At 64.5% G+C, this 16289-nt stretch carries 15 protein-coding genes and 1 pseudogene; 15 read left to right on the top strand and 1 reads right to left on the bottom strand.

What is annotated here, in order from left to right; genetic code table 11:
* The first annotated feature begins 10 nt into the window (after nt 1-10).
* The 6 genes from BN2475_RS12850 to BN2475_RS12825 all read left to right on the top strand — a co-directional run bounded on the left by BN2475_RS12850 (nt 11) and on the right by BN2475_RS12825 (nt 5688).
* Nucleotides 11-1165, top strand: a complete 1155-nt coding sequence (locus BN2475_RS12850) for an acyl-CoA dehydrogenase family protein (protein ID WP_094779900.1) — start codon at nt 11-13, stop codon at nt 1163-1165.
* 39 nt (nt 1166-1204) lie between these two features.
* Nucleotides 1205-2389 (top strand): ABC transporter substrate-binding protein, encoded by a 1185-nt coding sequence (locus BN2475_RS12845; RefSeq protein WP_094779899.1) that lies wholly within the window; start codon nt 1205-1207, stop codon nt 2387-2389.
* Nucleotides 2390-2453: 64 nt separating this feature from the next.
* Complete coding sequence (locus tag BN2475_RS12840) at nt 2454-3326, top strand: branched-chain amino acid ABC transporter permease (RefSeq protein WP_094779898.1); 873 nt, start codon at nt 2454-2456, stop codon at nt 3324-3326.
* Complete coding sequence (locus BN2475_RS12835; RefSeq protein WP_245841297.1) at nt 3323-4279, top strand: branched-chain amino acid ABC transporter permease; 957 nt, start codon at nt 3323-3325, stop codon at nt 4277-4279. The genes BN2475_RS12840 and BN2475_RS12835 overlap by 4 nt, the downstream gene beginning before the upstream one ends.
* Nucleotides 4266-4994, top strand: coding sequence for an ABC transporter ATP-binding protein (locus BN2475_RS12830; protein ID WP_094779897.1), 729 nt, complete (start codon nt 4266-4268; stop codon nt 4992-4994). The genes BN2475_RS12835 and BN2475_RS12830 overlap by 14 nt, the downstream gene beginning before the upstream one ends.
* Entirely contained in the window at nt 4987-5688 is a 702-nt protein-coding gene (locus BN2475_RS12825) for an ABC transporter ATP-binding protein (protein ID WP_094779896.1), read from the top strand. The genes BN2475_RS12830 and BN2475_RS12825 overlap by 8 nt, the downstream gene beginning before the upstream one ends.
* Before the next feature lie 107 nt (nt 5689-5795).
* Here the strand turns inward: BN2475_RS12825 and BN2475_RS12820 are convergent, their stop codons facing one another.
* Nucleotides 5796-6698, bottom strand: a complete 903-nt coding sequence (locus BN2475_RS12820; RefSeq protein ID WP_094779895.1) for a LysR substrate-binding domain-containing protein — start codon at nt 6696-6698, stop codon at nt 5796-5798.
* Between the two features lie 218 nt (nt 6699-6916).
* Here BN2475_RS12820 and BN2475_RS12815 point away from each other — a divergent pair, with 218 nt between their 5' ends.
* The 9 genes and pseudogenes from BN2475_RS12815 (at nt 6917) to BN2475_RS12775 (ending at nt 16261) form a co-directional block, all read left to right on the top strand.
* Nucleotides 6917-7822, top strand: a complete 906-nt coding sequence (locus BN2475_RS12815; RefSeq protein ID WP_094779916.1) for an SDR family NAD(P)-dependent oxidoreductase — start codon at nt 6917-6919, stop codon at nt 7820-7822.
* A 2-nt stretch (nt 7823-7824) separates the two neighbouring features.
* Nucleotides 7825-9114 (top strand): acetyl-CoA hydrolase/transferase family protein, encoded by a 1290-nt coding sequence (locus BN2475_RS12810; protein ID WP_094779894.1) that lies wholly within the window; start codon nt 7825-7827, stop codon nt 9112-9114.
* A gap of 25 nt (nt 9115-9139) precedes the next feature.
* The gene (locus tag BN2475_RS12805) at nt 9140-10336 is read left to right on the top strand and encodes an acetyl-CoA C-acetyltransferase (protein WP_094779893.1); all 1197 of its coding nucleotides are present in this window, start codon (nt 9140-9142) and stop codon (nt 10334-10336) included.
* A 101-nt stretch (nt 10337-10437) separates the two neighbouring features.
* Nucleotides 10438-11610, top strand: a complete 1173-nt coding sequence (locus BN2475_RS12800) for a phenylacetate--CoA ligase family protein (protein ID WP_094779892.1) — start codon at nt 10438-10440, stop codon at nt 11608-11610.
* On the top strand, nt 11607-12737 hold the full coding sequence (locus tag BN2475_RS12795) for a lipoate--protein ligase family protein (RefSeq protein WP_094779891.1): 1131 nt from the start codon (nt 11607-11609) through the stop codon (nt 12735-12737). The genes BN2475_RS12800 and BN2475_RS12795 overlap by 4 nt, the downstream gene beginning before the upstream one ends.
* Nucleotides 12734-13524, top strand: a pseudogene (locus tag BN2475_RS12790) (enoyl-CoA hydratase/isomerase family protein). Before BN2475_RS12795 ends, BN2475_RS12790 begins: the two are co-directional and overlap by 4 nt.
* Before the next feature lie 7 nt (nt 13525-13531).
* The gene (locus BN2475_RS12785) at nt 13532-14401 is read left to right on the top strand and encodes a MaoC/PaaZ C-terminal domain-containing protein (RefSeq protein ID WP_094779890.1); all 870 of its coding nucleotides are present in this window, start codon (nt 13532-13534) and stop codon (nt 14399-14401) included.
* A 76-nt stretch (nt 14402-14477) separates the two neighbouring features.
* The gene (locus BN2475_RS12780) at nt 14478-15275 is read left to right on the top strand and encodes a citryl-CoA lyase (RefSeq protein ID WP_094779889.1); all 798 of its coding nucleotides are present in this window, start codon (nt 14478-14480) and stop codon (nt 15273-15275) included.
* Nucleotides 15276-15418: 143 nt separating this feature from the next.
* Nucleotides 15419-16261, top strand: a complete 843-nt coding sequence (locus tag BN2475_RS12775; RefSeq protein WP_094779888.1) for an HTD2 family dehydratase — start codon at nt 15419-15421, stop codon at nt 16259-16261.
* The last annotated feature ends 28 nt before the right edge of the window (nt 16262-16289 follow it).

Below are 16289 nucleotides of genomic sequence, written 5' to 3'. Positions count from 1 at the left end.
TAAAGCAGCGATGATCCGCGATCAGGAAACCATGAACGTTCTGCTCGACAACGTGGCGCGCTTCGTGCGCGAACGTCTGGTGCCGAACGAAGAGCACGTCGCCGAAACGGACGAAATTCCCGCCGATATCGTCGACGATATGAAGGCACTCGGTCTCTTCGGCCTGACGATTCCCGAGCAATACGGCGGTCTTGATCTGACGATGGAAGAAGAAGTGCTGGTGATGTTCGAACTCGGCAAGACGTCGCCCGCGTTTCGCTCGGTGATCGGCACGACGGTGGGCATCGGCTCGCAAGGCATCGTGATCGACGGCACCGAGGAACAGAAGGCGCAATGGTTGCCGAAGCTCGCGAGCGGCGAGACGATCGCGAGCTTCGCGTTGACGGAACCGGAGTCGGGTTCGGATGCGGCGTCGCTGAAAACGCGCGCCGTGCGCGACGGCGATCACTACGTGGTCAATGGCACGAAGCGCTTCATCACCAATGCGCCGCAAGCGGGCATCTTCACGCTGATGGCGCGCACCAATCCCGACGAGCCGCGCGCCGGCGGCATTACCGCGTTCATCGTCCAGGCGAACACGCCGGGTATCAGCTTCGGCAAGCGTGACCGCAAGATGGGGCAGAAGGGCGCGCATACCTGCGACGTGATTTTCGAAGACTGCCGCGTGCCGGCTCGCAATGTGATCGGCGGCAAGGAAGGCGTCGGCTTCAAGACCGCGATGAAAGTGCTCGACAAAGGCCGCATTCACATCGCGGCGATCTGCGTGGGCGTCGCGCAGCGCATGCTCGACGACGCATTGCGCTACGCGATGGAGCGCAAGCAGTTTGGTCAGCCAATCGCCGAGTTCCAACTGATTCAGGCGATGCTCGCCGACAGCCAGACCGAACTGTACGCGGCGCGCTGCATGGTGCTCGACGCGGCGCGCAAGCGTGATGCCGGCGAGAACGTCAGCACGGAGGCGTCGTGCGCGAAGCTGTTCGCCTCCGAAATGTGCGGACGTGTCGTCGACCGCGCCGTGCAGATTCATGGTGGCGCGGGCTATATGGCCGATTACGGAATCGAGCGTTTCTATCGCGACGTGCGCATCTTCCGCATTTACGAAGGCACCAGTCAGATCCAGCAGATCCTGATCGCACGCAACATGATGCGCGCGGCGGCCCGCTGACGCGGCCAGCCGCGCCCGACACAACAAAAGGAGACACGCATGAAACGCAACTCTCGCGCGCCGCTCGCCGCGTCGATCAAAACCCTGGCCGTGGTGTCGGCGCTTGCGCTCGCGTCGTGGGCGCAGGCCGCCGACTTGCCAGTCGGCGTGGAATTGCCGCTGACCGGCAGCATGGCGCGCGCCGGCAACGCGCAGCTCGAAGGCATCAAGGTCGCCGTCGACGTGTTCAATCAGCGCGACGCCAAACACGCGGTCAAGCTGACGGTCATCGACGACGAAGCGCAGCCGGCCAAAGCCGTGTCGGCGGTGGAAAAACTCGCGTCGCAAGGCGTGCTGGCGATCACGGGCGGCTACGGTTCCAACTCGGTGAGCCCCGCATCCGAAGCGGCCGATAAAGCCGGCCTCGTGTACATCACGTCGGGCGGCGTGGATAGTGCGATGACCTCGCGCGGCCTGAAGAACTTCTTTCGCATCGGCCCCGCTTCCGGCTATTCGAAAGCGATGGTCGGACTCCTGACCGATATGAACGTGAAGTCGGTTGCGATCGTGTCGTCGACCAAACAGGCAACCACCGATCTCTCCAAAGACGTGTCCGCCGCACTCGCCGCGAAGGGCATCAAGGTCACGGTGCACGAGTTCGATCCGGCCATGACCGACTTCAAGCCGATCGTCAACAAGATCAAGCTGCAGGACAAGCCCGATGTGATGGTGATGATGGGCTACGAGAACGACTACATCGGCATTCTGCGTGCGGCCAAAGTGCTCAAGCCGCAACTGAAGGCGGTGGTCGGCTGCTGGTCGCTCGCCACGCCGAAGATGGCGAGCGAGTTTCCCGAACTCGTGAACAATGCGGTGGGCAATGCGATGCTGCCGCATCCGGTGCAATTCGCGTCGCCGGAAGGCAAGGCGTTCGTCGCCGCGTATCAGAAGGCCTATAACAAGGACCCGGACTACCTGGCCGAGTTCTCCTACGTGCAATCGATGGTGCTGTTCCAGTCACTCGCGAATGCCGCGGACAAGGGCACGCTGAAGAAAGGCGGCGTGGCCACCGAGTTGCGCGCGCAGCCGTTCGACACGCTGATCGGCACCGTCCATTTCGACAGCAAGGGCGACAACCCCGCGTTCCTGAACAACATGGCGCAGATCCAGGACGGCAAGGTGGTCGTGATCTGGCCGAAGGACAAAGCCACCGGCAAGCTCAACTATCCGGCCCAGCCGTGGTGAGATCGTATATACCGCCGCGCGTATCCGCGCGTTTGCTTGCCTTCATGCCGACCGAGGAGTGGTCATGACCGATCTGATCCTGCAGTCGCTTTACTCCGGCGTGCTGGTCGGCGGCGCCTATGCGCTGGTCGCGCTCGGCCTCGCGCTGGTGTTCGGCGCGATGCGCGTCATCAATCTCGCGCACGGCGAACTGGTGTTGTTGTCCGCGTATATCGCGTATTCGTTTGAAACGCGTCTCGGCATCAACCCGGTGCTCGCGATTCCGGCCGCCATTCCGGTGGTGTGCGCGGCGGCCGGCGCCGCATGGTTTCTGGTCAGCAAGATTGCGCGCGACCGTGAGCTGAACTCGCTGATTCTCACCTACGGTCTTGGCATCATCCTGACCAATGCCGTGCTGCTGATATGGGGCGCCGACGTCCGTTCCACCAACTCCGCGTGGCTGCAGGACAGCGTGATGCTCGGCAACGTGCTGAGCATGCGCAGCGAACTGCTGTCGTTCGGCATCAGCGTCGTGCTGATGGGCGCGCTGTGGTGGTGGCTGTCGCACTCGTGGTATGGGCGCGCGGTGCGGGCTATATCGAGCAATCGCGACGCTGCGCGGCTGATGGGCATCAATCCGCGCAAGACCGAACTCGTGTCGTTCCTGGTGGCCGGCGTGCTGGCGTCGTGCGCGGGCGTGGCGATGTACGCGAGCAGCGCGATCCAGCCTTCGATCGGCGAAGCGATGACGGTGAAGGCCTTCATCATCACCGTGCTCGCGGGCGTCGGCTCGATTCCGGGCGTGCTGCTCGGCGCGATGCTGCTCGGCATTGCCGAGGCGCTGACCGTCACGCTGTTTAGCTCGGCGTTGCAGGAACTGGCCGGCATGCTGCTGTTTCTGCTGGTGCTGTATGTGCTGCCGAACGGCTTGTTCGGCGTTGCCAGGAGAAGAGGATGACTCGCACTCTCACGCTCGCCATGCTGGTGATCGCGCTGTATGTCGGCGTGCCGCTCGTGTTCGGCCACGATCTGTACTTGATGAGCCTCGCCGTCGCCTCGCTGACGATCGCCGGCGTCGCGCTTGCCTGGGCGCTGCTCGGCAATCTCGGCGGGATGGTGAGCTTCGGGCATAGCGCGTTCTTCGGCGTCGGCTCGTATATCTCCGCATTGCTGACGCTCAAGGCGGGCTGGCCGGTGTTCCCCGCGATGCTGGCGGGCGGGGCGGGCGCGGTGATCGCGTCGCTCGCGATGCTGCCCGCGCTGCGCCTCAAGGGTCCGTATTTCGCGCTGGCGATTCTCGCGTATGCGCAGATCTTCCGCATTCTCGCGACGCAGTTTTCCGGTCTCACCGGCGGCTCGGGCGGCTTGTCGAGCATCCCCAGCTTGCCGACGATGGCGGGCTTCGATTTCGGTTCGAAGACCGGCGGCTATCTGGTGATCCTCACGCTCGTGCTGGTCTTTGCGCTCGCGTATCACTTTCTGCGGCGCAGCTATATCGGCCTCGCGTTGCGGGCGATGCACGAATCGGAGGACGCGACGCGCGTGGTCGGCGTGAACAGCGTGATGCTCAAGCTGTCGATGCTGATGCTCTCGGCGTTGATGACAGGACTGGTCGGCGCGTTCAACGCGCACTACATCAACTTTCTCGAACCCGACTACGCGTTCAACTCGTCATGGGCGGTGGTGCCGATCATCGCGGCAATCTTCGGCGGCTACCGCACGATAGTCGGGCCGCTGGTCGGTGCTGTCGTCGTGTATCTGGTCGATCAACTGGTCCTGAAGAGCCTGTTGCCCACCGGGCATCAGATCGTGCTCGGCATGCTGCTGGTGACGATGATCATCGTCAGTCCGGCCGGGCTCACTGCAATGGCGTTCAGAAAGACACGGCGAGGTGCGTATGCCGCAAGCTGAACTGCAACTGCGTAACGTCACGATCCGCTTCGGCGGCATCACGGCGGTTAGCGACGTGTCGATGGAAGTCGGCAAGAACGATCTGGTCGGACTTGTCGGCCCGAATGGCGCGGGCAAGACCACGCTGTTCAACGCGATCTCGGGACTCGTGCGGCCGACGCAAGGGTCGATCCGCTTCGAAGGCGAGGACATGCTGAAGACCTCGCTGCATCGTCGTGCGCGTCTTGGCATCGGCCGCACGTTTCAGGTGCCGCAGCCGATGCATGAGCTGACGGTGCGCGAGAATCTGCTCGTCGCGCAACGCTTCGGCGCGGGACAGGTCGATCACGCACGCATCGACGAGATTCTGGCGTTTCTCGATCTGAGCGCTAAAGCCGAGCGCAATGCGGCCACCGAACTCGCGTTGACCGAGCTGAAAGCACTCGAAGTCGCGAAGGCGTTGGCGACCGCGCCGAAACTGCTGCTGCTCGACGAAGTACTCGGCGGACTCGAGACCGCCAGCAAGCGCCGCTTCATGAAAACGCTGATGGACGTGCATGAGCGCTATCAAGTCGGCATCCTGATCATCGAGCACGACATCGAAACCGTGATGAATCTGTGCCGGCGCGTGTGTGTGCTGAACTTCGGTCAGTTGATCGCCGATGGTCCGCCGGCCGAAGTGTTCCGCGACCCGGCCGTGGTGAAGAGCTATACCGGAGAAGTGATCGATGCTTGAAATAAATGCAGTGCGAGCCGGCTACGGCGCGATCAACGTGCTGTGGGACGTGTCACTGAACGTGGCGCGTGGAGAAGTGACCACCATCGTAGGACCCAACGGCGCGGGCAAGACCACACTGCTGCGCGCGATCATGGGTTTGCTGCCGCTACAGCGCGGGCAGATCGTCTACGACGGCGCGCCGCTCGCCGGCGTGCCGACCTGGGACCTGCCGGAGCGCGGCATCGCGATGGTGCCGGAAGGGCGGATGATTTTCCGCGACATGTCGATCGAGGAGAACCTGATGCTCGGCGCGTTCCCGAAAGCGCGGCGCGCTGCGGCGAAGAACCAGCTCGAAGAGGTGTTCGCGCTGTTTCCGCTTCTGAAGGAGCGGCGTGCGTTGCCGGCCGGCACGCTATCGGGTGGGCAGGCGCAAATGCTGGCGCTCGGACGCGGCCTGATGTCGTCGCCGCAATTGATGCTGATCGACGAGCCATCGCTCGGACTTGCGCCCGTGGTAGTGCAGGAAGTGTTCGAGATTCTCGCGCGTCTGAAGGCGGAAGGCCGCACTATCGTGCTCGTCGAGCAGAACACCAATATGGCGTTGCGGGTGGCGGATCAGGTGTATCTGATGCAAGGCGGCAAGGTCACGTTGTCCGCACGCGCGGCGGATGTCGACGTGGAGACGCTGCACGATATGTATTTCGCGCGCTGAGTATCGGGCTTTAACTGCGGGGCTTTAACTGCGGGGCGTTAACTGCGGAGCGCTAACTGCGGAGCGCTAACTGCAAAGGCTGAACTCGAGGTTGCCGATGGCCGACGCTATTCGAGCCGGCCGATGCCGTCGGCCACCAGCAAGTCGACGAGCTTGCGCGCAAATAGCGGCAGCGCCTGGCGATCGGCGACGCAGATCTGCAGCTTGCGCACCGCCCATTCGTCGGTGAGCGGCACGATGCGCAGCGCCATGGTTTGCGCGTGGCGTCGCGCGGTGCCCTCGGGCAACACGCCGATGCCGATGTTCGCTTCGATCATCCGGCACGCAGCTTCGAAGTTGCTCACCTGAATCCGCCAGCGCATCGCGCGCTGCAGGTCGGCCGATGCCCGCTTGAGGAAACCATGGATCGCGCTCGCTTCGGGCGGTCCGATGAAATCGTAGTCGAGCGTCGCGCCGAAATCGATCTTCTTGTGTTGCGCGAGCGGATGGCTCAACGCGGTCGCCAGCACCAGCCGATCGCGCCGGTAAGGCATCACTTCGAGCCCGTCGGTGCGCACGTTGCCCGCGACGATGCCGATATCGACGGTGCCTTCCTGCACCGCCTTCACGATATCCGGGCTCAGACGTTCGTGCATGTCCACATACACGTCCGGGTGATTCACGAGATACGTGCGCAGCACCGCAGGCAGGAACTCGCTCATCGCGGTGGTGTTGGCGAACACGCGCACGTGGCCTTTCACGCCTTCCGCGTATTCCTGCAGATCGCCGGTCAGTTTCTCGAGTTGCTGGAACACGCGCCGGGAATGCAGCAGCAGCGTTTCGCCCGGCGCGGTGAGCGTGACGCCCTGGCTCGTGCGGCTCAGCAGCTTCACGCCCACCTGCTCCTCGAGATTCTTGATTCGCGTGCTGGCCGCCGGTAGCGACAGGTGTGCCCGTTCCGCGCCGCGGGTCAGGCTGCTTGCTTCAGCAATGTGAATGAAGAGCTTGAGATCGACGAGATCGAAATGCATGGAGGAGTCCGATGGAGGGCAAGGCCATTATTGCGCCGTCGCCCGCTTTACGACATTAGGCGAACTACGGGTTAATGCTAGCCGAATTGGGGTTTCGGCATATCCAAATTGTCCTCGCGCGAGCGATGCGTCAAGCTGCGTCGAAATCGGTTCACGATCAGATCGGAAACCGTGCAATTACGAGACAGCGAGGAGCGACACGCATGACGACGCAGCAGATGATGGCAGGCAAGGTGGTGATCGTAACCGGCGCGGGCGGCGGAATCGGCCGCGATATCGCGCTGCTGATGGCGCGTGAGGGCGCGCAGGTGGTGGTCAACGACATCGGCGCGACGCTCGAGGGCGAGGGCCGCAATGCGGGTCCGGCGCAAAGCGTGGTCGACGAAATCGCGGCGTTCGGCGGTCGCGCGACGAGCAACACCGATAGCGTCGCCGACGCGCAAGGCGCCGAACATATCGTGCAAAACGCGCTGGATGTGTTCGGCCGCGTGGATTGCGTGGTCAACAACGCGGGCATTCTGCGCGACCGCTTCTTCCACAAGATGAGCAGCGACGAGTGGGACGCGGTGCTCAAAGTGCATCTGTACGGGACATACAACGTATCGCGCGCCGCAGCGGCGCATTTCAAGGAACAGGGCGGCGGCGCATTCGTGCATATGACGTCGACCTCGGGATTGATCGGCAATCTCGCGCAGGCCAATTACAGCGCGGCGAAGCTCGGCATTGCGGGTCTGTCCAAATCGATCGCGCTCGACCTGCAAAAGTTCGGAGTACGTTCGAACTGTATCGCACCGTTCGCGTGGAGCCGCATGATCAGTTCGATCAAGGTCGATTCGGCGGAGCAGGAAGCGCGCGTTGCGAAGATCAAACAGATGACGCCCGCGAAGATCGCGCCGCTCGCGGTCTACCTCGCGAGCGATGCCGCACGCGAAGTGAATGGCCAGATTTTCGCGGTGCGTAACAATGAAATCTTCGTGATGAGCCAGCCGCGCCCGGTACGGTCGGTCCATCGTGGCGAAGGCTGGACGCCCGCGAGCATCGCCGAGCATGCGATGCCGGCACTGCGCTCGGCGTTCCACTCGCTCGACGTGTCCGCCGACGTGTTCAGCTGGGACCCGGTGTAAGCATGCGCGCTGCGCTCGAACTCGACCCCGCGCGGCTCGAATTCGCACGCTATGTGCGTCCCGGCGACACGGTCTGCTGGGGGCAAGGCGGCGCCGAACCCTGCACGCTGACCGAGGCGCTGGTCGAGCAACGGACGTCGATCGGCGGGCGCTTCAGGGTGTTCGTCGGCGCGTCGTGGTCGCAGACCTTGCAACCGCGGCACGCGGACGTGATCGATCTGAGCGCGTATTGCGGTTCGGGCACGAATCGGCAGCTGGCCGCAGCGGGTCATCTGGACATCGTGCCCGCGCATTACTCCGCGTTCGGCCGCACGTTGGCGAGCGGCCCATTCAAGGTCGACGTGCTGTTGCTGCAAGTCGCGCCGGCCGATGCCGAAGGCCACTACAGCCTTTCAATCGCGCACGAATATCTGGTGCCGCTGATCGATTCGGCGCGCGTGGTGATCGCCGAAGTGAATCACGCGGCGCCGTGGACTTATGGCGAGCGCGCGCTACGAAAGACCGATTTCGACGCGCTGATTCACACCGATCGCATGCCGCTCGAAACGCCGCGCACGACGCCGGGCGACATTGAAACCCGTATTGCGCGGCACGTGGCGACGCTGATCGAAGACGGCGCGACGCTGCAACTCGGTCTCGGCGCATTGCCCGAGACGATCCTCGCGCATCTCGCGGACCGGCGGGATCTCGGCATTCATAGCGGCGCGATTGGCGACGCGGTCGCGAGTCTGATGGCGCGCGGCGTTATCACGAACGCGAAGAAGCGCGCCGATCGCGGCGTGAGCATCGCGGGCACGATGATGGGAACCCGCAAGATCTATGGGTTCGCGCATCGCAACAGCGCCGTGCAATTCCGTTCGACAGCCTATACGCACGATATCGGCGTGCTGGCCGCGATCGACCGCTTCGTCGCGATCAACTCGGCGATCGAAGTGGACCTCACCGGTCAGGTCAACGCCGAAGTGGCCGGCGGCCAATACCTCGGGTCGGTCGGCGGCGCCGTCGACTTTCTGCGTGGCGCGGCCCGTTCGCGCGGCGGCTTGCCGATCGTCGCATTGCCCGCCCGCTCGCGGCACGGTAGCCGGATCGTCGCGCAACTATCGGGGCCGGTCAGCACGCCGCGCAGCGATGTCGGCGTGGTGGTCACCGAATACGGCGTGGCCGATCTGCGCGGTCTTTCGCTAACGCAGCGCGTGCGGCGCATGCTCGACATCGCACCGCCCGAAGCGCGCGACGCGCTCGCCGCCGCATCGCATGGCGGCAGCGCGCGGCGTGAGGCGACTTCCTCATAACATCCCAACTTACAAGGACATTCTCATGAAACGAGCAGCGATCGTCGCACCGGTTCGGACTCCTGTCGGCACCTTCGGTGGCAGCCTGCGACCGGTATCGGTCGAAGCCCTCGCGGCCACCGCGATTCGCGCGACGCTGGCGCAGAGCGGCATCGATCCGGCACGTATCGAAGACGTGGTGTTCGCGCAGTCGTATGCGAACAGCGAAACGCCATGCGTCGGCCGCTGGGCCGCGCTCGAAGCGGGACTGCCGGTGCACGTGCCCGGCATGCAGCTGGACCGGCGTTGCGGTGGCGGACTGCAGGCCATCGTCACAGCCGCGATGATGGTGCAAAGCGGCGCCGCGGATGCGGTGATCGCGGGCGGTGTCGAAAGCATGAGCAACATCGAGTACTACAGCACCGATATGCGCTGGGGTTCGCGTGCGGGCTCGGTGAAACTGCATGACCGGCTCGAGCGCGGCCGTGAACGTTCGCAGCCTGAAGCGCGCTTTGGCTACATCTCCGGAATGATCGAGACGGCCGAGAATCTCGCGAAGCAGTACGGCATCACGCGCGAAGCAGCGGACGCGTATGCGCTGCGCAGTCATCAACGCGCAGCGGCCGCGTGGGAGTCGGGCAAGTTCTCCCGCGAAGTCGTGCCCGTGCAGGTGCCGCAACGCAAGGGCGACGCGCTGAACTTCACGCGCGACGAAGGCGTGCGTGCCGACGCGACGATGGAATCGCTCGCGAAATTGAGGCCGCTGATGAAGGACGGCACCGTGACGGCAGGCAACGCGAGCCAGCAGAACGATGCGGCGGCGGCCTGTCTGATCGTCGCCGAAGACAAGCTTGCCGAGTTGGGTCTCACGCCGATCGGCTATCTGGTCGGCTGGGCCGCCGCTGGTTGCGAGCCGGCGACGATGGGCATCGGCCCCGTGCCTGCCGTGCAGAAGCTGCTCCAGAAAACCGGTTTGTCGTTCGAGCAACTCGATCTGGTCGAACTGAACGAAGCGTTCGCCTGCCAGGTGCTGGCTGTGTTGAAGGGCTGGGGCTGGCACGACGAGTCGCGGCTGAACGTGAACGGCTCCGGCATTTCGCTCGGGCACCCGATCGGCGCAACCGGCGTGCGGATCATGACCACGCTGCTGCACGAATTGGAGCGCCGTCAAGGGCGTTATGGACTGGAGACGATGTGCATCGGCGGCGGGCAAGGTATTGCGGCGATCTTCGAGCGGGCCTGAGCGCGGCTGCCCATAGGCCGCGCATGCGGTGCCCTCCGCGTCGACATGCGCAATGCACCGGGTCATACGAGAGCCATCGAAACAGAACAGGAGCAGCAGACATGCTCGATCGATTGAACGCGCAACTGGAGCGGCTGCGGCGGCATCCGTTCTACGCAGGACGCTTGCCTTCTCACGTGATGAGTACCGAAGAGTTTGCCGCGCGCACACCGTTGATGTCGCGTGCCGATCTGGTCGCCGAGATGGGCCGCCCCGGCTACGGCGCGTTTGCGCCGCACGTGCCGCCGGTCCGCGTGCACCTCACGCCGATGGGCGCCGCGCTGGTGCCGATCCTGAACAGCGCCGCCGACCTGCGCGCGATCGAAGCCGCGTGCGGCCAACATCTCGACGCGTGCGGCATCGGCCCCGGCGATGTGTGCATGGTCACGTTCGGCTATCACCTGTTCGTCGCGGGGCTGTTCTATCAGAGCCAGATGGAAGCGCGCGGTGTCGCGTGCATTCCGCACGGTCCCGGCGAAACGGAGCGTGCCGCCGACATTGCGCGGCGCTGCGGCGTGACGGTGCTGGCGGGTAATCCATCGCATGCGCTCAAGCTGATCGAAGCGGGTTGTCCGGTGCCGCGCGTGTTTTTTGCGGGCGGCGAAGCGTTTACCGGCAATCAGGCGTTATATCAGCGCGTGCACGACGCAATGCCCGGCACGCTGCTGATCGACAGTTTTTCGTTGTCCGAATGTTTGCCGGTGGCGCGAACCTTCCCGGGCGGGACGGGCGTGCACGTGTTCGAGGAATTGCTTTACGCGGAAGTGATCGATCCGGACAGCGGGCAACCGGTCGCGCACGGCGAGCGCGGCGAACTCGTGCTCACGCATCTGACGAAGGAACTCCAGCCGCTCGTGCGCTATCGCACCGGCGACCTTACGGTGTTGCGCCACACCGAGCCAGTGTTCGGCCGCACGGTGTCGCTGCCGCGCGTGGTGTTCGGCCGCGCCGATTCGATGCTGAAGATCAAGGGCGTGAAGATTTATCCGTCCGAGTTGCGCGCCGTGCTGCTCGGCGTCGAGGGTCTGAGCGGCGCATACCGGTTGGTGGTGTCGCGTAATGCGCATGGTGGCGACCGTCTGAGCCTGCAGGTCGAAGGCACGCCTGCGCCCGCCGCGATCGACGCGATCGCCATGCGCTTCAAACAGCAGACCCTCATCAGCGCGGATGCCATCGAGGCGGTCGTGAAGCTCGAAGGCACACATCTCGTCACCGATCAAAGGAGCACAGCATGAGCAGTGAAGCGAACCGCACGCCCTGGCGTTTTATCGTCGGCCACGACAGCTATGCGGACTTTTCGATTTCGGTTTCGCCGGCCGTGGAGCGCGCGGTGGCCGAAGGGACCGCGCCGCCCACCGTGTACCTGAATATCTTCAGCGAGGACAGCGTCACCATCGGCGTCAACGAAGACCCGCAACAGGTGCTGGATCTTGCGTTCTGCCGCAGCAACGGCGTGCTGACGCGGCGCCGCGTGAACGGCGGTGGCGCGATCTACGCGGGCAAGGGTTCGGCGTTTCTCGCGCTCTATTTGCCCACCAGCGTGCCCGGCGTGCCGCCCACCGCGGCGGCTGCCTTTCCGACCATACTCGGCCATGTCGCGGACAGCCTGCGCGACGTGTTCGATCTGTCGGCGTCGTATCGTCCGCTGAACGACGTCGAAATCGACGGCCGCAAACTGGTCGCGACGTCGTTGAAGATTGAGGGTGGCGTGCTGACATTCCGCATTCTGCTGAACATCAAGGCGATCAACACGGACATCGCTGCGCGCGCCATGCCACTCGCGCCCGAGAAGACGCGCGACAAGAAGCACAAGGATCTCGGCTCGCGTTATACGTTTCTGGAAAAGGAGCTCGGCCGCGCGATCACGCATGAGGAGCTGATCGCATGGGTCGATGCGTGCATGTGGCGCGCGTTCGGCGGCGCGCCGCTGCAGGGTGGCGCGCTGATGCCTCAGGAAAGGGAGTTCGCGCAGGAGTTCGCGTGCGAATTGACGAGCGATGCCTGGTTCTACGAAAAGAGCGAAGACGTGCGTTACGGTCCGCTGATGCGCGCTGGCGACCGCATCGGCCGAGGCCGCGAAAAAGCGCCGGCGGGCCTGATCTGGTTGAGTCTGCTGGTGCGCGACGGGCTGGTGATGCGGGCGATCGTCAACGGTGACTGGCATCCGCGGCCGCTTCGCTCGGTCGATTGGCTGGAGCAAGGCTTCACCGGTTTGCCCGCGACGCACGAAGCGTGCGAGCGCCATATCAGCGCGTTTCTAGCGCGCGGCGATGTCGAGTTCGCCGGCGTGGAAGCATCGCACCTGCTGAAGGCGCTCGATCTCGCGCTGGCCAGTCTCGATCAGGCGGAGGTGATGGTATGAGCGATAACACGTTGCTGTACGACGTCGATGCCGATACCGGCATCGCGACACTGACGTTGAACCGCCCGCAGCAGAAGAACGCGCTGGACATGTCGATGCGTATCGCGCTGCGCGAGGCGGTCTACGCGATCCGCCAGGACCGGTCGATCCGCGCGGTCGTGCTGTGCGGTGCGGGCCATGACTTCTGCGCGGGCGGCGACTTGCGCAGCATGAACGTGCAAAGCGCGGAGGAGGGGCGCAACCGCCTCGACGATCTGCACGGTTGGGTCGGCATGCTGCTCGATCTGGACCGGCCGGTGATCGCCGCGGTGGATGGCGTTGCCTACGGCGCGGGCTTCAGCCTCGCGCTCGCCGCCGACTTCGTGCTCGCCACCCGCGCACGCGTTTCTGCATGCCGTTCATGAAAGTAGGCCTGGTACCGGATTGCGGTGCGTTCTACACGCTGCCGCGCGTGATCGGCATGGCCCGCGCGAAAGACCTCGTGTTCACGGCGCGCGAGATTCAGGTGGAGGAAGCGCAACGCATCGGCGCGGTGTTCGAAATCGTCGCGCAGGACAGCTTGCACGCGCGTGCGATGCAGATCGCCGGCAGTCTCGCGAGCGCGTCGCCGGTGGCGTTCGGGCTCGCCAAGCGTGCGTTGAACCAGTCGTTGGGCGCGGATCTGCGCGGCATGCTCGAACTCGAATCGGCTGCCCAGGGTATCGCGTTCTCGACTGACTTTCATCGCGAAGCCGTACAGCGCTTCAAGGACAAAACCACGCCGCTGTTCCAGTGGCCCGCTGCCTGAGCCCATCATGACGATCGACTATCACACGCTGCGCAACTGGCCGTTCGAGGACATCGAGCAAACCTACACCCAACGCGATGCGATTCTCTACAGCCTCGGTCTCGGCTACGGCAACGATCCGCTCGATCCCGACGACTTGCCGTTCGTCTACGAGAAGGCGCTGCGAGTGCCGCCGACCTTCGCCGTCGTGCTCGGCTATCCGGGCTTCTGGGCCCGTCATCCCGGCACCGGGATCGACTGGGTGAAGCTGCTGCATGGCGAGCAGCGGCTGCGGATTCATCGGCCGTTGCCAGTTGCGGCGACCATCGTCGGCCGCTCGCGGGTCGCGCGCATCGTCGACAAAGGGCCGGGAAAGGGCGCGCTGGTGCTGATCGAGCGCACCGTCACCGACAAGGCCAGTGGCGAGCTGCTCGCCACCGTCGAGCAACTGAATTTTTGCCGCGGCGACGGCGGCTTCAGCGCCAACGGGCAGCCCTCGGACGAACCGTTGCCGGGCCCGCCGCCGATGCCCGAGCGCGCGCCGGATGCGCTCTGCGATCTGCCAACGCGTCCGGAAACGGCATTGATCTATCGGCTATCCGGGGACGACAATCCTCTGCATGCGGACCCGGCCGTGGCACGCGCGGCTGGTTTCGAGCGGCCGATCCTGCACGGACTGGCCACATGGGGCGTGGCGGGCCATGCGGTGCTCAAGACGGCCTGCGCGGGCCGGCCCGAGAAACTGGCATCGCTGTACGCGCGTTTCACCGCGCCGGTTTATCCGGGCGAAACGATCCGCACGGAACTCTGGCTCGACGACGGCGTGGTCAATTTTCGCTCGCGTGCGCTGGAGCGCGATGTGGTGGTACTCAACAACGGACACGCGGAATTGCACTGAGGTTTCGACCGGCGCGCGCTGTGTCGCGCAACGCTTCTCATCGAATCGATCACTGATCACAGGATTCACGCTCATCATGGCCAGAACACCCAAACCCCTGATCCGCACGGACATCGCCTATAGCACGCCCGATCGCATCGTCGTGCGCGGCAAAGACCTGCCCAACGAAGTGCTGGGCCACATGAACCTCGGCGACTTCGCGTTTCTGCAACTGACGGGCAAGGCCGCGACGCGCGAACAGTCCGCGATGTTCAACGCGATTCTGATCACGCTGGTCGAGCATGGCATGACGCCGAGCGCGATCGCCGCGCGCATGACCTACGCGGGCGCGCCGGAATCGTTGCAGGCGGCGGTGGCGGCGGGGCTGTGCGGACTCGGCTCGGTGTTCGTCGGCAGCATGGAGGGCGCGTGCCGGATGTTGTCCGAAGCGCTGCCCGATGCACAGGGTGGCGCGGCGCACGCCGATCTCGAACAAATCGCACGCGACACCGTTGCCGCCTATCGCGCTCGCGGCGCCAGCGTGCCGGGGCTTGGTCATCCGCTGCACAAGCCGGTTGATCCGCGCACACCGCGTCTGTTCCAGCTCGCTGCCGAGAATGGCATGTCCGGTGCTTACGTGCGGCTGATGCAACTGATCGGCGCCGAGGCCGAGCGCGTGTCGGGCAAGTCGCTGCCGATCAATGCGACCGGCGCGATCGGCGCGATCTGCTGCGAGTTCGGCTTTCCGTGGCGCATCGTGCGCGGCTTCGGCGTGATGGCGCGGGCCATCGGACTCGTCGGCCACCTCATGGAGGAAGGCGAAAAGCCGATGGCGATCGAAATCTGGCAACGCATCGAAGACGAAGCGTCGGCCCACCTGCGCGGCGAAGCCTAGCCGCCACGCCCGCCGCACGGGCAAGCCGCGCGCCTTAAGCAAAATCGAAGGCCCGCTTCGAAAATAGAAACTTCGCGCAACGTCGCGCGTCGTTCATAGTAGGGCACTGACAGGTTCAACACGCATCTCCGGAGACTTCGCCCATGTCCACCGCCTCAGAGAAACTCGACGACTGGCTCAACAGGGAGGCGGTGGCTCACGACGACATCACCGCCTATCCGCTGACGGCAATGGCCGCCACGCTCGATCGCGAAGAAAGCGGCACCACGGTGCCGCCGTTATGGCACTGGCTGTATTTTCTGCCGGTGGCGCCGATGTCCGAGATCGGTGCGGACGGTCATCCGAAGCGCGGTGGTTTTCTGCCGCCGGTGCCGCTGCCGCGCCGCATGTGGGCCGGCGGCCGCTTGACCTTTCATGCGCCGCTCAAAGTGGGCGAGCACGCTACGCGCACGTCGACCATCGCCAATATCGAAGACAAGACCGGCCGTTCGGGCCGCCTCGTGTTCGTCACGGTGCAGCACACGATCGAAGCGGGCGGCGAACTGAAGCTCGAGGAAGAGCACGACATCGTCTATCGCGACGCGCCGCAGGAAGGCGCGCGACCGCAGCAGCCAGCGCCCGCGCCCGAGGGCGAAACGTGGCGCCGCACCATCGACGCCGACGCGGTGATGCTGTTCCGCTATTCGGCGCTGACCTTCAACGGCCATCGCATTCACTACGACTACCCGTACGTCACGCAGGTCGAGGGCTATCCCGGCCTGATCGTTCACGGTCCGCTGATCGCCACCTTGTTGGTCGATCTGGTGCGCCGCGAACAACCGGAGGCCACGCTGCAAAGCTTCGCGTTCCGAGCGCTGCGCCCCACGTTCGCCGGCCAGCCATTCACCGTGTGCGGCCAGCCGTCCACCGAAGGCAAGACCATCGACCTGTGGGCCAAAGACCACGAAGGTTATCTGACCATGCGCGCCACGGCCGCGCTTGCCTGAACGTCGTTAGAACTCCAAGAGATTCGAT

It is taken from the genome of Paraburkholderia ribeironis (assembly GCF_900019265.1).
Taxonomy (GTDB): domain Bacteria; phylum Pseudomonadota; class Gammaproteobacteria; order Burkholderiales; family Burkholderiaceae; genus Paraburkholderia; species Paraburkholderia ribeironis.
Note: the sequence above shows the minus strand (reverse complement) of the source record. Positions and strands in the feature narration are given on the sequence as shown.